Consider the following 17,875-nt stretch of genomic DNA (forward strand, 5'->3'; position numbering starts at 1 on the left):
AGGGGCGCAGCTGAATGCGGATGCCGTGTCGCAGGGACAGCCGGCCGACCACGAACAGACCCATCCGGCGGGAGACCGAGACGTCCACGGTGGGCGGCGACGCCAGCCGCTCGTTGATCGCGGCGAGGTCCTCGGGGGAGAGGCCGATGCCGGTGTCATGGATCTCGACCAGGACCCGGCCGTCGGGCAGGGCGTGACCGGTGACCCGGACCTTGGTCTGCGGGGAGGAGAACGAGGTGGCGTTCTCCAGCAGCTCGGCGAGGAGGTGCACGAGGTCGTTGACCACGCGTCCGGCGACCTCGGTCGCGGGGACGGCGGCCAGTTCGATGCGCTCGTACTGCTCCACCTCGGAGGCGGCGGCACGGAGCACGTCGACCAGCGGGACCGGGCGGGTCCAGCGCCGTCCGGGCTCCTCGCCCGCGAGGACGAGGAGGTTCTCGCCGTTCCGGCGCATTCGGGTCGCGAGGTGGTCGAGCTTGAAGAGCGAGGAGAGCTGGTCCGGGTCGGCCTCGCGGGACTCCAGTTCGGAGATGAGCGAGAGCTGACGCTGGATGAGGCCCTGGGAGCGCCGGGAGAGGTTGGTGAACATCGCGTTGACGTTGCCCCGCAGCAGCGCCTGCTCGGCGGCGAGGCGGACCGCCTCGCGGTGCACGTCGTCGAAGGCCGCGGCCACCTTGCCGATCTCGTCCCGGGAGTGCACGCCGACCGACTCCACGGAGGTGTCGACGTCCTGCGGGTCCGACTCGGAGAGCTGCTTGACCAGCTCGGGCAGCCGGTCCTGGGCGACCCGGGTCGCGGTGTCCTGGAGCCGGCGCAGCGAGCGGATCATGGAGCGGGCCACGACGAAGGCGCCGATGAGCGAGACGCCGAGGACGACGAGGATCAGCGCACCGTTGATGATCGCTTCCTGCTGGGACTCCTCGCGCAGCTCACGCGCCTTGGACTCCATCTCGTCCAGCAGCGTGGCCTCGATCTGCTCCATCGCCTTGATGCGGACGCCGTAGTCGTCGGTCCAGTCCAGGTACGAGCGCTTCTCCCGCTCCTTGAGACCGTCGGGCGTGGCGAAGGAGCGCCGGGCGTAGTCCTCGGCGACGCCGATGTTGGAGTTGCCCTTCTCCAGCGGCTTGATCAGCTGCTGGGCGTCGCCGCCGGAGGACTCGTAGACCCGCTGGAAGCGCTTCAGCTCGTTACGGTCGTTCTCCAGGGCGGCCTGGCCGTACTCGCGGTCGCTCTCCCGCAGGCCGGGGCCCTCGGAGCCGGCTCCGCCGGGCAGCGCCGCGGCGATGATCGCGCGCTGTACGGAGGCGTACTCCTTGGCGGACGAGAAGGCCGCCAGCGCCCGGGTCCGCTTGATCATCTCGGGGTTGCTGGTCGCCTGCGCCATGTCCTGGGAGAGGCTCAGCAGGGACTCGATCAGGCGGTGGTAGCGGTCGACCGTCAGCGAGTTCGGCAGATCCGAGGAGTACGCCTCCTTGCGGATCCTGCTCAGCTCGCTGATGTCGGTGGCGATCTCGTTCGCGTTGGCGCGGATGCTCCGCAGCGAATCGTCTTCGTCGTCGTTGGGGATGCCGAGGGTGGTCTTGAGGAAGCTGGCGCTCGCCCGGTCGGTCCGCTCGCGCGGATCGGTGATCTTGAAGTCGTTCTTGTTGACCTTGTTCCGCAGCGGACCGGCGGTCAGGTCGCGCTCCGCCTGGAGCGCGTCGGCGAGCTTGGTCGCCTCCTGGGTCATGTCGGTGAGCAGCTGCATATGGTCCAGCTGCTGCATCCGGTCCATGGACTCGGTGATCCGCAGCCCGCCCAGGGTGGTCGCGGCGACCACCGGGAGGGTCAGCAGGGAGACGAGGCGGGTGCTGATGCGCCAGTTGCGCAGGGCCATCCGGGAGCCGGTGTCCGGGGCGGACTTGCCCGCCGGCGGGGTCTTGGCGCCGTCGCCGGCCGGAGCGCCGGGGCCGGGGCTACCAGGACCGGGGCCGCCAGGACCGCCGGGGCCGGAGCCACCGGGTCCGCCCGGTTTGCCCGGACCGCCGCCGGGACCCGAAGGACCCGAAGGGCCCGGACCCGGGGGGACCTGGGCGGGAGCTGCGCCGGGGCGGCCGGCTCCCTGTGGTGGAGCGGCGCCCGGGCGGCGGGCGGAGCGCTCGCCGCCGTCGCCGGTCCTCGCCGGTCCCTGGTTCTGGGTGTGCTGGGGCGAGGAGCCGCGGTCGGTCCCGCCGCGCGGCTCCTGTTCCGCAGCAGCTTCCCCTCGACCCTGGCGGGCCGGGGGAGACCCCGTGCCATCCCTCTTGAAACGTCCCTGCACTAGCGTCGCACCCTCTTGACCAGGCGTCCCCCCGTGGCACGGCGGGACGGTGTCGGCGTCGGTGAGGCGCTGCAAGCGCCCCGATGGTGGTCGTGAGTGACCGGCGCTTCTCCCCCTTTCCCGCCGCCGCTCGGCGCTGTGCTGCGCCCCTGCGCGCCGGACAGACACCGCGGCGGTGCGTGGAATTCCAGCACAGTGCCGGATCTCCAACAAGGGCCGAGTCCCGTGCTGTGACCCGCGTGACACGGCGTGAGTGGCGTATCACAAGGTGTAGAAAGAGTTCAGGGGCGAAATGGGACATTTATGTGCGATTTCGCGAGAAGTGAAGGGTGCCCCAGTCGCCATGATCGAGAGCGTAATGACCGCTTCAGTGATCAATGTCCGTTTCTCGACCGTGAAGACACGGTCTGAAATGACCGAATTGCCGCCTAATTCGTGAGCAAAATCACATGCATCGCATGGTCTCTCCCCGCTTTCTCGGGGAAACGGGCGTTTAGCCTGGCGCTTTACATGTCCGCCGTTCTGTCAACCGGAAGACGAGATGATGACGATGACGCTCCGCAACATAGCGAACCCCCGGCGCACCACGCTCGCGCATCTCAAGGACGCGGGCGAGTTCCAGGCCCCGGAGCGCCCCGAGAGCGTGGTCGAGCTTCCCGCCCAGACGGCCAACCCCCGCCGCACCATCCTGATGGACGCCCCCGAAGCCTAGACACCCCGACGCGCGCCCCGGCCGGACCCGCCTGACGGGGTCCCGTCCCGCCCGGACCGTCGCGCGAGGCGTCCGCCCCCGCCGCGTTAGCCTGGAGCGTCAGACTCCAGCAGCGTCAGCAGTAGTAGAGGGGCAGCCGCATCCCGTGCGCATCGCCAGGTTCTCCATCGACGGCAATGTCGCCTTCGGCGCGGTCGAGGGCGAGGGCCCGGACGGGCTCGTCCTCGACATCATCAAGGGCATTCCGTTCGCGGACTTCGAACTCTCCGGGACCAAGGTTCCGCTGAGCAAGGTCAGGCTTCTGCCGCCCGTGCTCCCCAACAAGGTCGTGGCCTTCGGCCGCAACTACGCGGAGCACGCGGCGGAGCTGGGGCACGAGCTCCCCGACGCGCCGTTCGCCTTCTTCAAGCCGTCCACCTCGGTGATCGGTCCCGGGGACGCCATCGCGTACCCCTCCTTCTCGCAGGAACTGCACCACGAGGCCGAACTGGCCGTGGTCATCGGCCGTATGTGCCGCGAAGTCCCCCGCGAGCGCGTCAAGGACGTCATCCTGGGCTACACCTGCGCCAATGACGTCACCGCCCGCGATGTGCAGCGGCGCGAGAAGCAGTGGGCCAGGGCGAAGGGCTTCGACACCTCCTGTCCGCTCGGCCCGTGGGTGGAGACGGACATCGATCTGAAGACCGCCGGGGACCTCGCCGTCCAGTGCACGGTCAACGGCGAGCAGCGCCAGCTCGGCAGCACCAGCCAGATGGTCCACTCCATCGAAGAGCTGATCGTCAACATCACCGAGGCCATGACACTGCTCCCGGGCGACGTCATCCTCACGGGCACCCCCGCCGGAGTCGGACCGCTCAACGTCGGCGACGAGGTCGCCGTCACCATCCAAGGCATCGGCACTCTCACCAACAAGGTGATCAAGCGTGGCTAACGCGAACGTCCGCGTACGTTTCTGTCCCTCGCCGACCGGCAACCCGCATGTGGGTCTGGTCCGCACCGCCCTGTTCAACTGGGCCTTCGCCCGGCACAACGGCGGCACCATGGTCTTCCGCATCGAGGACACCGACGCGGCGCGCGACTCCGAGGAGTCCTACCAGCAGCTGCTGGACTCGATGCGCTGGCTCGGCCTGGACTGGGACGAGGGCCCCGAGGTCGGCGGCCCGCACGCGCCCTACCGCCAGTCGGAGCGCATGGACGTCTACCGGGACATCGCCCAGCGGCTCCTGGACGGCGGATACGCGTACCACTGCTACTGCTCCACCGAGGAGCTGGACGCCCGCCGCGAGGCCGCCCGCGCGGCCGGCCGGCCCTCCGGCTACGACGGCCACTGCCGTGAGCTCACCGCCGGGCAGATCGCGGCCTACCAGACCGAGGGCCGCCCCGCGATCGTCCGCTTCCGGATGCCCGACGAGCCGATCACCTTCACCGACCTGGTGCGCGGCGAGCTGACCTTCACCCCGGAGAACGTGCCGGACTACGGGATCGTGCGCGCCAACGGGGCCCCGCTCTACACGCTGGTCAACCCGGTCGACGACGCGCTGATGGAGATCACCCACGTACTGCGCGGCGAGGATCTGCTCTCCTCGACGCCGCGCCAGGTCGCGCTGTACAAGGCGCTGATCGAGCTGGGCGTCGCGAAGGAGATCCCGGCCTTCGGTCATCTGCCGTATGTGATGGGCGAGGGCAACAAGAAGCTCTCCAAGCGCGACCCGCAGGCGTCCCTGAACCTCTACCGCGAGCGCGGCTTCCTCCCCGAGGGCCTGCTCAACTATCTGTCGCTGCTCGGCTGGTCCTTCTCCGCCGACCAGGACGTGTTCTCCGTCGCCGAGCTGATCGAGAAGTTCGACGTCGCGGACGTCAACGCCAACCCGGCCCGCTTCGACCTCAAGAAGGCCGAGGCGATCAACGCCGACCACGTCCGCCGGCTGGATGTGAAGGCGTTCACCGAGGCATGCGCCCCCTGGCTGGAGGCCCCGTACGCCAACTGGGCCCCGGAGCGGTTCGACCGCGCGGCGTGGGAGGCCATCGCCCCGTACGCGCAGACCCGGCTGACCGTCCTCTCGGACATCACCGCCAACGTCGACTTCCTCTTCCTGGACGCCCCCGTCGAGGACGAGGCGTCCTGGGCGAAGGCGATGAAGGAGGGGTCCGACGCGCTGCTGACCACGGCCCGCGAGAAGCTCGCGGCGGCGGACTGGACGAGCGCCGAGTCCCTGAAGGAGGCCGTCCTGGCCGCCGGCGAGGCCCACGGCCTCAAGCTCGGCAAGGCCCAGGCCCCGGTCCGCGTCGCGGTCACCGGGCGCACGGTGGGGCTGCCGCTCTTCGAGTCCCTGGAGATCCTGGGCCGGGAGAAGACCCTGGCGCGGATCGACGCGGCCCTGGCGAAGCTGGCCTGACCGCCTGACCGCCTGACCGCCTGACCGCCTGACCGCCTGACCGCCTGGTCGGGGGTCGGGCGGGCTCTGCGGGCGCTGCGGGCTCCAGAGACCCCGGGATGCCCCGGAACCCCCGGCGGCCGGGGCGGACCCGGGCTACCGTGAGGATCATGGCGATCCGCGCGGTCCTCTGGGACATAGACGACACGATCTTCGACTACCGCGGCGCCGACCGCGCGGGAATGCTGCGCCACCTTCAGGCGGAGGGCCTGGCCGGCGGATACGACTCCGCCGACCAGGCCCTCGGTCATTGGCAGCGGATCACCGCTCTGCACTGGGCCCGCTTCTCCGCCGGGGAGACCGACTGGCCGGGACAGCGGCGCGACCGGGTGCGGACGTTCACCGGGCGGGCGCTGAGCGACGCCGAGGCCGACAGCTGGTTCGACCGGTATCTGGTCCACTACGAGGCCGCCTGGGCCCTCTTCCCGGACGCCGTGCCCGCACTCGACCTGCTGGCGGGGGAGTACCGCCATGCCGTGCTCTCCAACTCCTCCCTCACCGTCCAGGAGCACAAGCTGCGGGTCCTCGGCGTACGCGACCGTTTCGAGGCCGTCGTCTGCGCCGCCGAGCTCGGCGTCTCCAAGCCCGAGGCCGCGGCCTTCCACACCGCCTGCGAGGCGCTGGGACTGCCGCCGGAGGACGTCGCGTACATCGGCGACGAACCGGATATCGACGCGCGCGGGGCCATCGAGGCGGGGCTCGCCGGAATCTGGCTCGACCGCTTCGGCGCCGGCGGCCGGCCCGACCTGATCCGGATCACCGGGCTCGACCAGCTTCCCGCCCTGTTGCTGGGCGATACCCGTTTTGGAGCGCCGTCCACCTTCGGGTAATGTTCTTCCTGCGCCGCCCGAGAAGGTCGAAAGGCCGGAACGGAAAGCGCAAGCCGAACAAGACCCCCCACCGGGGGTTGCGTTTTGGTGGCCTATGGTGTAATTGGCAGCACGACTGATTCTGGTTCAGTTAGTCTAGGTTCGAGTCCTGGTAGGCCAGCTCGCAGAGCTTTATCTGCAAAGCCCCCGTTGTGTAGCGGCCTAGCACGCTGCCCTCTCAAGGCAGTAGCGCCGGTTCGAATCCGGTCGGGGGTACAGATCCATCCTGCTGTTCACCAGGGTCGCTCCCGGTGATCGCGCAGTGACAGAGCCCGGCTCAGGCCGGGTGGGATCGCTAGGGCCCCCGTTGTGTAGCGGCCTAGCACGCCGCCCTCTCAAGGCGGTAGCGCCGGTTCGAATCCGGTCGGGGGTACTGGTCTAAACCACCATGGGCTATGGTGTAATTGGCAGCACGAGTGATTCTGGTTCATTTAGTCTAGGTTCGAGTCCTGGTAGCCCAGCGGATCTCTCTCAGATCTCAAACTTGCCCCCGTTGTGTAGCGGCCTAGCACGCCGCCCTCTCAAGGCGGTAGCGCCGGTTCGAATCCGGTCGGGGGTACGCAAGGAGGAAGCCCTCCGCGATCATCGCGGAGGGCTTCTTCGCGTTCGCTGCCTCGGGACGCGCCCGGCGCGGAACTCCCCGCACTCCCCGGCGAGTTGTCGGTGTCGCCGGGGGTCCATGAGAGCTCCGCGCCGGGCGCGGACGGGGTGTCTCAGCCGCTTCGGCGCAGCGCCTCGCTCAGCCGGCCGGCCGCGTCTATGACCGCTTGGGCGTGCATCCGGCCCGGGTGCCGGGTCAGCCGCTCGACCGGCCCGGAGACCGAGACGGCGGCCACCACGCGGTTGGAGGGGCCGCGCACCGGGGCCGAGACCGAGGCCACGCCCGGTTCGCGCTCGCCGATCGACTGGGACCAGCCCCTGCGCCGTACGCCGGAGAGCGCCGTCGCCGTGAACCGCGCCCCCTGAAGGCCCCTGTGCAGCCGCTCGGGCTCCTCCCAGGCCATCAGGATCTGCGCCGACGAGCCGGCCTTCATCGTGAGCGTGGAGCCCACCGGGACGGTGTCCCGCAGTCCGGACAGCCGCTCCGCCGCCGCCACACAGATGCGCATGTCCCCCTGGCGGCGGTAGAGCTGCGCGCTCTCCCCGGTCACATCGCGCAGATGTGTGAGCACCGGGCCCGCCGTGGCCAGGAGCCGGTCCTCGCCCGCCGCCGCGGCGAGCTCCGTCAGCCGGGGGCCCAGGATGAACCGGCCCTGCATGTCCCTCGCCACCATCCGGTGGTGTTCGAGGGCCACTGCCAGCCGGTGGGCCGTGGGCCGCGCGAGTCCGGTCGCCGCGACCAGCCCGGCGAGGGTGGCCGGACCGGACTCCAGTGCGCTCAGAACCAGAGCCGCCTTGTCGAGAACGCCGACGCCGCTAGAGTTGTCCATGCAACGATACTTGCGTCTCACAGTGTGAAACGCAAGTTCAAATTTTCCGAGAATCAGCCAGCCTGGAGAGGCGGCCCGCGCTCCATGGGTCCGCACAGGTCTCAAGGAGTGCCGGCAGAGCGGCCGGCCGGAGGGAAAGCGATGGGTAGGACACTCGCGGAGAAGGTCTGGGACGACCATGTCGTCCGGCGCGCGGAAGGCGAGCCCGATCTTCTCTACATCGATCTGCACCTCCTGCACGAGGTGACCAGCCCCCAGGCGTTCGACGGACTCCGCCAGAACGGCCGGCGGGTACGGCGGCTCGACCTCACCATCGCGACCGAGGACCACAACACCCCGACCGTCGACATCGACAAGCCCATCGCGGACCCGGTCTCCCGCGCCCAGTTGGAGACGCTGCGCAGGAACTGCGCCGAGTTCGGCGTACGGCTGCATCCGCTCGGCGACGTGGAACAGGGCGTCGTCCATGTGGTGGGCCCCCAGCTGGGACTGACCCAGCCCGGCACCACCGTGGTCTGCGGCGACTCCCACACCTCCACCCACGGCGCGTTCGGCGCGCTGGCCTTCGGCATCGGCACCTCCCAGGTGGAGCATGTGCTCGCCACCCAGACGCTGCCGCTGGCCCGCCCCAGGACCATGGCGATCACCGTCGAGGGCGAGCTGCCCGACGGAGTCACCGCCAAGGACCTGATCCTGGCGATCATCGCCAGGATCGGCACCGGCGGTGGCCAGGGCTACATCCTGGAGTACCGCGGCCCGGCCATCGAGAAGCTCTCGATGGAGGCCCGGATGACCATCTGCAACATGTCGATCGAGGCCGGGGCCCGCGCGGGCATGATCGCCCCCGACCAGACCACCTTCGACTACCTCCACGGCCGGGACCACGCCCCCGAGGGCGAGGACTGGGACGCGGCCGTCGCGTACTGGAAGACCCTCAGGACGGACGACGACGCCGTCTTCGACGCCGAGGTGATCATCAACGGCGCCGAGCTGGCCCCGTTCGTCACCTGGGGCACCAACCCCGGCCAGGGCGCGCCGCTCTCGGCCAGCGTCCCCGACCCGGCTTCGTACGACGACGCTTCGGAGCGGCTCGCCGCCGAAAAGGCCCTGGAGTACATGGGGTTGACCGCCGGGCAGCCGCTGCGGGACATCCAGGTGGACACCGTCTTCGTAGGCTCCTGCACCAACGGCCGTATCGAGGACCTGCGCTCGGCCGCCGCGATCCTGGACGGCCGTAAAGTCGCCGACGGGGTGCGGATGCTGGTCGTCCCCGGGTCGGTACGGGTCTCCCTCCAGGCCGTCGCCGAGGGCCTGGACAAGGTCTTCACCTCCTCCGGCGCGGAGTGGCGGCACGCGGGCTGTTCGATGTGTCTGGGCATGAACCCCGACCAACTCGCCCCCGGCGAGCGCTCCGCGTCCACCTCCAATCGCAACTTCGAGGGCCGGCAGGGCAAGGGCGGACGCACCCATCTGGTCTCGCCCCAGGTCGCCGCCGCCACCGCCGTACTGGGACATCTGGCCTCCCCGGCCGATCTGTCCGACGACGCCGCCCGTACGCCCGCTGGAGTCTGATCAGCCATGGAAGCATTCACCGCACACACCGGCCGGGCCGTCCCGCTGCGCCGCAGCAATGTCGACACCGACCAGATCATTCCGGCCCACTGGCTGAAGAAGGTCACCCGCGACGGGTTCGAGGACGGGCTCTTCGAGGCCTGGCGCAAGGACTCCGACTTCGTGCTCAACCGGCCGGAGCGACAGGGGGCCACGGTCCTGGTCGCGGGCCCCGACTTCGGCACCGGCTCCTCCCGTGAGCACGCCGTCTGGGCGCTCCAGAACTACGGCTTCAAGACCGTCGTCTCCTCCCGGTTCGCCGATATCTTCCGGGGCAACTCGCTCAAGAACGGCCTGCTGACCGTGGTTCTGCCGCAGGAGACCGTGGAGCGGCTCCAGGAGCTGACCGAGGCCGATCCCACGGTGGAGATCACCGTCGATCTGGAGTCCCGCCAGGTCCGCGCGGCGGACCTCACCGCCGACTTCGAACTGGACGAGAACGCCCGCTGGCGGCTGCTGAACGGTCTGGACGACATCAGCCTCACCCTTCAGAACGAAACGGACATCTCGACTTACGAATCGTCCCGCCCCACCTTCAAGCCGCGGACGATTCAGGTCTGATCAGCGGTTTTCCCCGACTGAGCCCTCCACCGCCCGGTGGGGGGCTCAGCCGTCTGTTGAGACCCTGCCGGGCGACAACTCGCCCCAGATGGCACAATCGGTGCATGGAACACGACAGCCAACTCAAGCTCTACGCGGCTGTCGCGGCCCGATTGAAGGAAGCGCACACCGCTGTGCGCGCACTGCAAGTCCCGGAGAGCGTAAGGAAGGCGCTCATCCGGAAGCTGCTGGTCGTCACGGCCGCGGCGAAGCACGATCTCCCGGATGCCGCACGGCGTCTGGAACGCTTGATGAAGGACCTCGACGAGGGCCGATTCCCTGAAGGCGACTGACACCCGAACTCCAGCGAGCGACGACTTCCGCAGTCGAGTTCGTTGCGGCACTAGGGTGATTAGACCGTTTCGTGTTTGATTTGCGGTATATATCTGCCTAACGTGCGAAAAAGCCTGGGCGCATTCGTTCAGGCGATGTCTCCGAAGGGGAAGACGTGAACAAGGCGCAGCTCGTAGAAGCGATTGCCGACAAGCTCGGCGGCCGACAGCAGGCCGCGGACGCCGTCGACTCGGTGCTCGACGCGATCGTCCGCGCGGTCGTCGCCGGAGACCGGGTCTCGGTCACCGGCTTCGGCTCGTTCGAGAAGGTCGACCGTCCCGCCCGCTACGCCCGCAACCCGCAGACGGGTGAGCGGGTGCGGGTCAAGAAGACCTCCGTGCCGCGGTTCCGCGCGGGCCAGGGCTTCAAGGACCTGGTGAGCGGTTCGAAGAAGCTCCCGCGCGGCGGCGAGGTCTCGGTGAAGAAGGCGCCCAAGGGCAGCCTCTCGGGCGGTGCTTCCACCCGTACCACCGCCAAGGCCGCGGCCAAGAAGGCCACCGCCAAGAAGGCGACGACGGCGAAGAAGGCGACCACCGCCAAGAAGGCGGCACCGGCCAAGAAGGCCACGACCGCCAAGAAGGCGACGACGGCGAAGAAGGCCACGACCGCGAAGAAGGCGGCACCGGCCAAGAAGGCCACCACGGCCAAGAAGGCGGCTCCCGCCAAGAAGGCCACGGCGAAGAAGACCGCCCCGGCCAAGAAGGCCACCGCCAAGAAGGCGCCGGCCAAGAAGACCACGGCGCGCAAGACCACCGCGAAGAAGACCGCGACCGCCAGGAAGAGGTAAGCGGCACCAGGTCACCGGGCCACTCACACGCCGGGCCGGGCTCCCCTCGGGGAGCCCGGCCCGCGGTCTGCGTCCGCCGCACCGGAGGGCCGGGGGCGGAGGGGCTAGAGGGTCTGGAGCGTCACCAGGGTGATCCGCAGGCTTCCGCCCGCTCCCTCCGTCTCGATACGGACCCGCTGACCGGGCCGCAGCAGCCGCAGCCCGCCCGCGTCGAATGCCGCCGCGTCGAATTCCACCGGAGTGCCGTCGTCGAGCAGCACACTCCCGCTGCGGGTTTCGGGATCGTATGTGTATGAGGTCGCCTGCATGAGCGCAACCCTAATCCCCGGCGCGGTCCGGGGCATCGTCAGTCCACCGCGGATGCGCCCGCTTCCAGCCGCTGTGCCGTTCGCGGACCCACGCCCAGACAGAGCGCCGCCGCCAGATCATCGGGAGTGTCCACGTCCTGGCGCACCGAATCCACACCATCGAGCCGAATTTCCCTGGCACCCGACGAGGAATGCCGCAACCGGGAGGGGCCGCCGAATCCCGGGCGCAATTCCACGCCCGCCGCCGCCGAGAGCAAAGTCGTGCCGACACCGGCCGCGTCGGTGAGAAATGCCCGGGGAAACCCCGCCGCGTATGCGAGCACCCGCGCCAGTTCCCGCGGGCGCAGCGCGGGCAGATCCGCGTTGAGCGCGGCCACCGCCGCGCCGGGCCTGGCGCGGCGCACCGTCCGGGCGCCGTGCGCCAGAGCGGCGTTGAGCCCGGCGGCCGGGGCGTCGGGCACGATGCGCGCGCCGAGCGCCGAGAGCTCCGCGCCCGCCACGTGATCGTCCGTGACAACTGCCACATCCCGTACGGCGGGGCAGGCCAGCGCCGCCGCCACCGTGTCCTGGGCGAAGGCGAGCGCGAGATGCGGGCGCAGCGCGTCGTCGGCCGCGGGCGCGAGTCGGCTCTTGGCCAGTACAAGCGGTTTCAGCGGGATCACCAGGGACCAGCGGGTCATCAGGTCGGTGTTCGTGGCTAGCCTCTCCGTCCATGCGCGTCGGCCCTTATTGTGGCCCGCCCCGGGAACTCCCGGAGGTCCGGTCCGGTGACCGGAGCGTACGGTGTGCTCGACAGACCAGGTGCCTGGGGCGACACTTGACCCCCGGCATCCGGGCATAGGCCCGGGCGGAGAGGAAGGGTGTCCGAGTGTCCCGCCGTAGAATCGGCTTCTGGTACCGCCTGGCGGCGGTCATCGCTAAACCGCCGCTGTTGGTTCTGTTCAAACGGGACTGGCGGGGAATGGAACACATTCCGGCCGACGGCGGATTCATCACCGCGGTCAATCACAACTCGTATCTCGACCCCCTTTCCTATGCGCACTTCCAGTACAACACCGGACGAGTGCCCCGCTTTCTGGCGAAGGCCGGGCTGTTCAAGACCCCGTTCGTCGGGATGATGCTCCGCGGTACCCGGCAGATCCCCGTGTACCGGGAGACGACCGACGCCCTCGACGCCTACCGCTCCGCCGTCGCCGCCATCGAGCGGGGCGAGTGCGTGGCCTTCTACCCCGAGGGCACCATCACCCGCGACCCGGAGCTGTGGCCCATGGCGGGCAAGACCGGTGCGGCCCGTATCGCCCTCCAGACGAAGGCCCCCGTCATCCCGGTCGCCCAGTGGGGGGCCCATCTGGCGATGCCGCCCTACGCCACGGCGAACCGGGTGCGGCTGTTCCCCCGTAAGACCCTGATCGTGCAGGCCGGACCGGCCGTCGATCTGAGCCGGTTCTACGATCGGGAGCCGACACCCGAGGTGCTGCGCGAGGCGACCGAGGCCATCATGGCCGAGATCACCGCGCTTCTGGAGGACGTACGCGGCGAGAAGGCGCCTTCCGAGCCGTACGACCACCGCACCGCCCGGGAAGAACAGCGGCGCAAGGCCGCAGGGGAAGGAACCCAGTGACACACCCCGCCAAGGTCGCCGTCTTCGGCACCGGCTCATGGGGAACGGCTTTCGGCATGGTGCTCGCGGACGCGGGCTGCGAGGTGACCCTCTGGGGTCGCCGCGCCGAACTCGCGGAGGCCGTCAACACCACCCGTACCAACCCCGACTATCTCCCGGGCATCGAGCTGCCGCCCTCGCTGCGGGCCACCACCGACCCCGCCGAGGCGCTGCGCGGGGCGGACTTCACCGTTCTCGCGGTGCCGTCCCAGACGCTGCGCGCCAATCTCGCCGCCTGGGCGCCGCAGCTGCCCGCCGACACCGTGCTGGTGTCGCTGATGAAGGGCATCGAACTCGGCAGCGCCAAGCGGATGAGCGAGGTCGTGCAGGAGGTCGCGGGGGTTCCCGCCGAGCGGGTCGCCGTGGTGACCGGGCCCAATCTGGCCAAGGAGATCGCCCAGCGCCAGCCCGCAGCCGCCGTGGTGGCCTGCCGCGACGAAGCCGTCGCCCAGCGGCTCCAGTCCGTCTGCCACACCCCTTACTTCCGCCCGTACACCAACACCGACGTCATCGGCTGTGAACTCGGCGGCGCGGTCAAGAACGTCATCGGGCTCGCCGTCGGCATCGCGGACGGCATGGGCCTCGGCGACAACACCAAGGGATCGCTGATCACCCGCGGTCTGGCCGAGACCACCCGGCTCGGCGTCGCGATGGGGGCCGACCCGCTGACCTTCGCCGGACTCGCGGGCCTCGGCGATCTGGTGGCGACCTGTTCGTCCCCGCTCTCCCGGAACCACACCTTCGGCACCAACCTCGGCCGGGGCATGACGCTCCAGGAGACCATCGCGGTCACCAAGCAGACCGCCGAGGGCGTCAAGTCCTGTGAGTCCGTGCTCGATCTGGCCCGCAGACACGGGGTCGACATGCCCATCACGGAGACCGTCGTCGGCATCGTCCACGAGGGCAAGCCGCCCGTGGTGGCGCTCAAGGAGCTGATGTCGCGCAGCGCGAAGCCGGAGCGCCGCTGACGCCTCCGGCGTGCCGCCGACGCTGACTCCCGGGGTGCCAACAGGTACGCTCAACGCGATATGAGCACCGAGAACCTTCCCCAGATTCCCGAGCGGCGAAGCCCCGGGCAGTCCAGCGACGGCCGGTCGCTCCGCAAGCCGCGCGTGGCCGTCGTCTTCGGCGGGCGCAGCTCCGAGCACGGCATCTCCGTGGTCACCGCCGGGGCCGTGCTGCGGGCCATCGACCGTTCGAAGTACGACGTTCTGCCGATCGGCATCACGGTGGACGGCCGCTGGGCGCTCACCGCCGACGAGCCGGAGCGGATGGCGATCACCGACCGGCGGACGCCGAGCGTCGAGCAGCTCACCGACTCCCCCGACGGCGTCGTCGCGCTCTCCGTGGACCCCGGCAACCGCGAGGTCGTCTACAGCGAGCCCGGCGCGGTGCCGAAGGCGCTCGGCGAAGTCGACGTCGTCTTCCCGGTGATGCACGGCCCGTACGGCGAGGACGGCACGATCCAGGGCCTGCTGGAGCTGGCCGGGGTGCCCTATGTCGGCTCCGGTGTGCTGGCCTCCGCCGTGGGTCAGGACAAGGAGTACATGAAGCGCGTCTTCACCTCCTTCGGGCTGCCGGTCGGCCCGTACGAGGTGATCCGCCCGCGCGAGTGGGAACTCGACCCGTCCGCCGCCCGGCAGCGGATCGTCGACTTCGCGGGCGAGCACGGCTGGCCCCTCTTCATCAAGCCCGCGCGCGCGGGCTCCTCCATCGGCATCACCAAGGTGGACGAGGTCTCCGGGCTCGACGCGGCGATCGAGGAGGCACAGCGGCACGACCCCAAGATCCTGGTCGAGGCGCTGCTGCGGGGCCGCGAGATCGAGTGCGGGGTGCTGGAGTTCGAGGACGGGCCGCGCGCCAGCGTCCCGGCCGAGATCCCGCCGGTCCAGTCGCACGACTTCTACGACTTCGAGGCCAAGTACATCGACTCGGCGTCCGGGATCGTGCCCGCGCCGCTGACCGAGGAGCAGACCGCCGAGGTGCGGCGGCTGGCCGTCGCGGCCTTCGACGCCGCCTCCTGCGAGGGTCTCGTACGCGCCGACTTCTTCCTCACCGAGGACGGCGGCTTCGTCATCAACGAGATCAACACCATGCCCGGCTTCACCCCGATCTCCATGTATCCGCGGATGTGGCAGGAGACCGGCGTCGGCTATCCGGAGCTGGTGGATCTGCTGATCCAGGCCGCGCTGCGCCGCTCGACCGGACTGCGCTAAAAACCTCCCGAGCCCGTATCGCTCTTCTCCGGCCGGGGGACACCACACGCAGTACCATCGCGGCGTCGCCCCGGCCGGCGGCCGGTTCAGGTCCGGCCCGGGGCCGGCCAAGCGCGGACGGGGGCTACAGATGCACGACCGGGCAGGTCAGCGTTCGGGTGATGCCCTCCACCTGCTGGACCTTGGCGACCACCAGCCGGCCCAGGGCGTCGACCGTTTCGGCCTGGGCGCGCACGATCACGTCATAGGGGCCGGTCACGTCCTCGGCCTGAATCACTCCCGCGATCTTTCCGATGGTCTCGGCGACAGTCGACGCCTTGCCCACCTCGGTCTGAATGAGGATGTACGCCTGTACCACGGAACCTCCAGGGCGACCCGGGGAGAACGGTCCCACCGTCTGTGGGGAGACCCCGGGGGGAGAAAGGGACGCTACGGTATCGCGTCGTCACGCGCTGCGGGGAGACCCGCGCGCCGCGCGGGGCCCGCGGTGTGGCGTGCGGAGAACAGCCGCTGTTCCATCCCGCGAGCGGGCTCCCGGTGGTTGTCTTGACGGTACCGGGGGTTCTTCCGACGGTACCGGGGCCGCGCGAGGCCCGCGACCTGCGGATCGGGCAGCCGCCCGGCCGGTCCCGGGTGTGCGGCGAGCGGCCCCGGACGGGCCGGGCCGGGCAGCCGGCCCGGTGGTCGGGTTCTCGCCGGGCGATGGCCCGGTGGGCTGGTTTCCGCTGGAGGGTCCGGCGGGGCGACGGAGAGGTGAGACTCGGGTGAAGGGCACTGTGGGCGAGTTGGGGGAGTTCGGCCTCATCAGAGAGCTGACCTCCCGGCTCACCTCCACCCCCGCGGTCCGGATCGGGCCCGGCGACGACGCCGCGGTCGTGGCCGCGCCCGACCGCAGGGTCGTGGCGAGCACGGACATCCTCCTGGAGGGCCGGCACTTCCGGCGGGACTGGTCGACGGCGTACGACGTGGGACGCAAGGCCGCCGCGCAGAATCTCTCCGACATCGCGGCCATGGGCGCGGTCCCCACCTCGCTGCTGCTCGGTCTGGTCGTCCCGGCCGAGCTCCCCGTCACCTGGGCCACCGAGCTGATGGACGGCATCCGTGACGAATGCCAGGTCGCGGGCGCCTCGGTGGTCGGCGGGGACGTGGTGCGCGGCGAGCTGATCACCCTCGCCATCACCGCCCTCGGCGATCTGCGCGGCCATGAGCCGGTCACCCGGTCCGGCGCCCGGCCCGGCGACGTGGTCGCGTACACCGGCTGGCTGGGCTGGTCGGCCGCCGGATACGCGGTGCTCTCCCGGGGCTTCCGCTCACCGCGCGCCTTCGTCGAGGCGCACCGCCGCCCCGAGCCGCCGTACCCCGCGGGCCCCGCCGCCGCCGCGCTCGGCGCGACCGCGATGTGCGACGTCAGCGACGGACTCGTCGCCGACCTCGGGCATATCGCGGAGGCCAGCAAGGTCCGCATCGATCTGCGCTCCGGCGCCGTCGACGTGCCCAGCCAGATGTACGACATCGGCCAGGCGGTCGGTGTGGACCCCCTCCAGTGGGTGCTGACCGGCGGGGAGGACCACGCCATCGTGGCGACCTTCCCCCCGGAGACCAAGCTGCCCGCCCGCTGGAAGGTGATCGGAGAGGTGCTCCACCCCTCCGCCCTGCCGCAGGTCACCGTCGACGGCGCCCCCTGGCACAGCACGGGCGGCTGGGATCATTTCGGCTCCCCGGAGGGATCATGAGACTTCCGCTCGTACTGACCGTCGCCGGCTCCGACTCGGGCGGCGGCGCGGGCATCCAGGCCGACCTCAAGACCATGCTGGCGCTGGGCACGCACGGGATGAGCGTCATCGCCGCCGTCACCGCGCAGAACTCGCTCGGGGTGCAGGGCTACTGGGAGCTGCCGGCGGAGGCGGTGAAGGCCCAGTACCGCAGCGTCGTCGACGACATCGGCGTACAGGCGGTGAAGACCGGGATGCTGGCCTCGGCCCCGCTGGTGGAGACCGTCGCCGAACTGCTCGCGGGCACGGACGCGCCGGTGGTGGTCGACCCGGTCGGGGTCTCCAAGCACGGGGACTCCCTGCTGGCGGCCTCCGCACTGGAGTCCGTACGCCGCGCACTGCTGCCGGTCGCCACCCTGGCCACCCCCAATCTGGACGAGGTGACACAGCTCACCGGGGTCGAGGTCACCGATGAGACCGGGCTGCGCCGGGCCGCCGACGCCCTGCTGGCCCTCGGCCCGCGCTGGGTGCTGGTCAAGGGCGGGCATCTGCCCGGCGACGCGGTGGATCTGCTCACGGACGGGACCGAGGAGCACTGGCTCCGCGCTCCCCGGCTCGACAACCGGCATACGCACGGGACGGGGTGCACCCTCGCCTCGGCGATAGCCGCCGGGCTGGCGAAGGGGCTCACGGTGCCCGAGGCGGTCCAGGCGGCGAAGGAGTATGTGACCGGGGCGATAGCCGCCGGATTCGCCCTGGGGGAGGGCATCGGGCCGGTGGACCACGGCTGGCGTTTCCGGCAGCCGCTGTCCTAGACCGCAGACGCGCTGGAGGCCGGCTCCCTGAGGGGAGCCGGCCTCCAGCGGTTTGACGGGGCTTTTTACGGGGGGTGCCGGGATTCTG

The 17,875-nt window shown here is 70.3% G+C and carries 18 protein-coding genes and 5 tRNA genes; 18 read left to right on the forward strand and 5 right to left on the reverse strand.

All coding sequences use genetic code 11. The features are described from left to right. Nucleotides 1-2,299, reverse strand: a 2,299-nt coding sequence (locus tag FF041_RS18510; protein ID WP_407698170.1) for a sensor histidine kinase, incomplete at its 3' end; no start/stop codon positions are given. A 550-nt stretch (nucleotides 2,300-2,849) separates the two neighbouring features. On the opposite strand from FF041_RS18510, the gene FF041_RS37990 reads away from it, so the two are divergent. The 9 genes from FF041_RS37990 to FF041_RS18550 all read left to right on the forward strand — a co-directional run bounded on the left by FF041_RS37990 (nucleotide 2,850) and on the right by FF041_RS18550 (nucleotide 6,874). Continuing rightward, nucleotides 2,850-3,011, forward strand: coding sequence for a hypothetical protein (locus tag FF041_RS37990; protein ID WP_194292085.1), 162 nt, complete (start codon nucleotides 2,850-2,852; stop codon nucleotides 3,009-3,011). Nucleotides 3,012-3,156: 145 nt separating this feature from the next. Further along, nucleotides 3,157-3,942: a fumarylacetoacetate hydrolase family protein gene (locus tag FF041_RS18515; protein WP_323392085.1), complete on the forward strand. Its 786-nt coding sequence runs from the start codon at nucleotides 3,157-3,159 to the stop codon at nucleotides 3,940-3,942. Beyond that, nucleotides 3,935-5,407: a glutamate--tRNA ligase gene (gene gltX, locus FF041_RS18520; protein ID WP_323392087.1), complete on the forward strand. Its 1,473-nt coding sequence runs from the start codon at nucleotides 3,935-3,937 to the stop codon at nucleotides 5,405-5,407. The genes FF041_RS18515 and gltX overlap by 8 nt, the downstream gene beginning before the upstream one ends. A gap of 149 nt (nucleotides 5,408-5,556) precedes the next feature. After that, nucleotides 5,557-6,276, forward strand: coding sequence for an HAD family hydrolase (locus tag FF041_RS18525; protein ID WP_153523864.1), 720 nt, complete (start codon nucleotides 5,557-5,559; stop codon nucleotides 6,274-6,276). Between the two features lie 88 nt (nucleotides 6,277-6,364). After that, nucleotides 6,365-6,436, forward strand: a tRNA-Gln gene (locus FF041_RS18530). 22 nt (nucleotides 6,437-6,458) lie between these two features. Beyond that, nucleotides 6,459-6,531, forward strand: a tRNA-Glu gene (locus FF041_RS18535). Nucleotides 6,532-6,615: 84 nt separating this feature from the next. After that, nucleotides 6,616-6,688 (forward strand) — tRNA-Glu (locus FF041_RS18540). 16 nt (nucleotides 6,689-6,704) lie between these two features. Continuing rightward, nucleotides 6,705-6,776: transfer RNA gene (locus FF041_RS18545), tRNA-Gln, on the forward strand. 25 nt (nucleotides 6,777-6,801) lie between these two features. Beyond that, nucleotides 6,802-6,874, forward strand: a tRNA-Glu gene (locus FF041_RS18550). A 154-nt stretch (nucleotides 6,875-7,028) separates the two neighbouring features. Here the strand turns inward: FF041_RS18550 and ndgR are convergent. Then, nucleotides 7,029-7,745 carry an IclR family transcriptional regulator NdgR gene (ndgR, locus tag FF041_RS18555; protein ID WP_153486315.1) on the reverse strand — a complete coding sequence of 239 codons (717 nt, stop codon included), beginning with the start codon at nucleotides 7,743-7,745 and terminating at the stop codon, nucleotides 7,029-7,031. A gap of 141 nt (nucleotides 7,746-7,886) precedes the next feature. On the opposite strand from ndgR, the gene leuC reads away from it, so the two are divergent. The 4 genes from leuC to FF041_RS18575 all read left to right on the forward strand — a co-directional run bounded on the left by leuC (nucleotide 7,887) and on the right by FF041_RS18575 (nucleotide 11,076). Continuing rightward, complete coding sequence (gene leuC, locus FF041_RS18560) at nucleotides 7,887-9,317, forward strand: 3-isopropylmalate dehydratase large subunit (RefSeq protein ID WP_153523865.1); 1,431 nt, start codon at nucleotides 7,887-7,889, stop codon at nucleotides 9,315-9,317. A 6-nt stretch (nucleotides 9,318-9,323) separates the two neighbouring features. After that, nucleotides 9,324-9,917, forward strand: a complete 594-nt coding sequence (gene leuD, locus FF041_RS18565; RefSeq protein WP_153523866.1) for a 3-isopropylmalate dehydratase small subunit — start codon at nucleotides 9,324-9,326, stop codon at nucleotides 9,915-9,917. 104 nt (nucleotides 9,918-10,021) lie between these two features. Continuing rightward, nucleotides 10,022-10,249 (forward strand): SCO5555 family protein, encoded by a 228-nt coding sequence (locus tag FF041_RS18570; protein ID WP_153523867.1) that lies wholly within the window; start codon nucleotides 10,022-10,024, stop codon nucleotides 10,247-10,249. A gap of 155 nt (nucleotides 10,250-10,404) precedes the next feature. Further along, nucleotides 10,405-11,076: an HU family DNA-binding protein gene (locus FF041_RS18575; protein ID WP_323372264.1), complete on the forward strand. Its 672-nt coding sequence runs from the start codon at nucleotides 10,405-10,407 to the stop codon at nucleotides 11,074-11,076. Between the two features lie 104 nt (nucleotides 11,077-11,180). Here FF041_RS18575 and FF041_RS18580 read toward each other — a convergent pair whose 3' ends face one another. Next, nucleotides 11,181-11,384, reverse strand: coding sequence for a hypothetical protein (locus FF041_RS18580; protein ID WP_153486309.1), 204 nt, complete (start codon nucleotides 11,382-11,384; stop codon nucleotides 11,181-11,183). Between the two features lie 38 nt (nucleotides 11,385-11,422). Beyond that, complete coding sequence (cofC, locus tag FF041_RS18585) at nucleotides 11,423-12,064, reverse strand: 2-phospho-L-lactate guanylyltransferase (RefSeq protein WP_153523868.1); 642 nt, start codon at nucleotides 12,062-12,064, stop codon at nucleotides 11,423-11,425. A 188-nt stretch (nucleotides 12,065-12,252) separates the two neighbouring features. Between cofC and FF041_RS18590 the strand changes: the two genes are divergently transcribed. The 3 genes from FF041_RS18590 to FF041_RS18600 are packed head-to-tail and all read left to right on the forward strand — an operon-like array spanning nucleotide 12,253 to nucleotide 15,260. After that, nucleotides 12,253-13,005, forward strand: a complete 753-nt coding sequence (locus FF041_RS18590) for a lysophospholipid acyltransferase family protein (protein WP_323372263.1) — start codon at nucleotides 12,253-12,255, stop codon at nucleotides 13,003-13,005. Further along, nucleotides 13,002-14,012 (forward strand): NAD(P)H-dependent glycerol-3-phosphate dehydrogenase, encoded by a 1,011-nt coding sequence (locus FF041_RS18595; RefSeq protein ID WP_323372262.1) that lies wholly within the window; start codon nucleotides 13,002-13,004, stop codon nucleotides 14,010-14,012. Before FF041_RS18590 ends, FF041_RS18595 begins: the two co-directional genes overlap by 4 nt. 60 nt (nucleotides 14,013-14,072) lie before the next feature. Further along, on the forward strand, nucleotides 14,073-15,260 hold the full coding sequence (locus FF041_RS18600; protein ID WP_153523869.1) for a D-alanine--D-alanine ligase family protein: 1,188 nt from the start codon (nucleotides 14,073-14,075) through the stop codon (nucleotides 15,258-15,260). Nucleotides 15,261-15,384: 124 nt separating this feature from the next. On the opposite strand, the gene FF041_RS18605 is transcribed toward FF041_RS18600, so the two are convergent. Further along, complete coding sequence (locus tag FF041_RS18605; RefSeq protein WP_323372260.1) at nucleotides 15,385-15,618, reverse strand: Lrp/AsnC family transcriptional regulator; 234 nt, start codon at nucleotides 15,616-15,618, stop codon at nucleotides 15,385-15,387. Nucleotides 15,619-16,024: 406 nt separating this feature from the next. Here FF041_RS18605 and FF041_RS18610 point away from each other — a divergent pair, with 406 nt between their 5' ends. Both FF041_RS18610 and thiD read left to right on the forward strand, forming a co-directional pair. Then, the gene (locus FF041_RS18610; protein WP_323392091.1) at nucleotides 16,025-16,993 is read left to right on the forward strand and encodes a thiamine-phosphate kinase; all 969 of its coding nucleotides are present in this window, start codon (nucleotides 16,025-16,027) and stop codon (nucleotides 16,991-16,993) included. Next, a complete protein-coding gene (gene thiD / locus FF041_RS18615) occupies nucleotides 16,990-17,787 on the forward strand; it encodes a bifunctional hydroxymethylpyrimidine kinase/phosphomethylpyrimidine kinase (protein WP_153523870.1) in 798 nt (265 codons plus the stop codon). The genes FF041_RS18610 and thiD overlap by 4 nt, the downstream gene beginning before the upstream one ends. The last annotated feature ends 88 nt before the right edge of the window (nucleotides 17,788-17,875 follow it).

The organism is Streptomyces jumonjinensis (assembly GCF_009600885.1).
Taxonomy (GTDB): Bacteria; Actinomycetota; Actinomycetes; order Streptomycetales; family Streptomycetaceae; genus Streptomyces; species Streptomyces jumonjinensis.

Excerpts from the sequence above, each read along its gene's own strand:
- cofC (WP_153523868.1), bottom strand. The coding sequence starts at position 12,064 with ATGACCCGCTGGTCCCTGGTGATCCCGCTGAAACCGCTTGTACTGGCC.
- FF041_RS37990 (WP_194292085.1), top strand. The coding sequence starts at position 2,850 with ATGACGCTCCGCAACATAGCGAACCCCCGGCGCACCACGCTCGCGCAT.
- FF041_RS18570 (WP_153523867.1), top strand. The coding sequence starts at position 10,022 with ATGGAACACGACAGCCAACTCAAGCTCTACGCGGCTGTCGCGGCCCGA.
- FF041_RS18600 (WP_153523869.1), top strand. The coding sequence starts at position 14,073 with ATGAGCACCGAGAACCTTCCCCAGATTCCCGAGCGGCGAAGCCCCGGG.
- FF041_RS18525 (WP_153523864.1), top strand. The coding sequence starts at position 5,557 with ATGGCGATCCGCGCGGTCCTCTGGGACATAGACGACACGATCTTCGAC.
- FF041_RS18580 (WP_153486309.1), bottom strand. The coding sequence starts at position 11,384 with ATGCAGGCGACCTCATACACATACGATCCCGAAACCCGCAGCGGGAGT.
- leuC (WP_153523865.1), top strand. The coding sequence starts at position 7,887 with ATGGGTAGGACACTCGCGGAGAAGGTCTGGGACGACCATGTCGTCCGG.
- leuD (WP_153523866.1), top strand. The coding sequence starts at position 9,324 with ATGGAAGCATTCACCGCACACACCGGCCGGGCCGTCCCGCTGCGCCGC.
- thiD (WP_153523870.1), top strand. The coding sequence starts at position 16,990 with ATGAGACTTCCGCTCGTACTGACCGTCGCCGGCTCCGACTCGGGCGGC.
- ndgR (WP_153486315.1), bottom strand. The coding sequence starts at position 7,745 with ATGGACAACTCTAGCGGCGTCGGCGTTCTCGACAAGGCGGCTCTGGTT.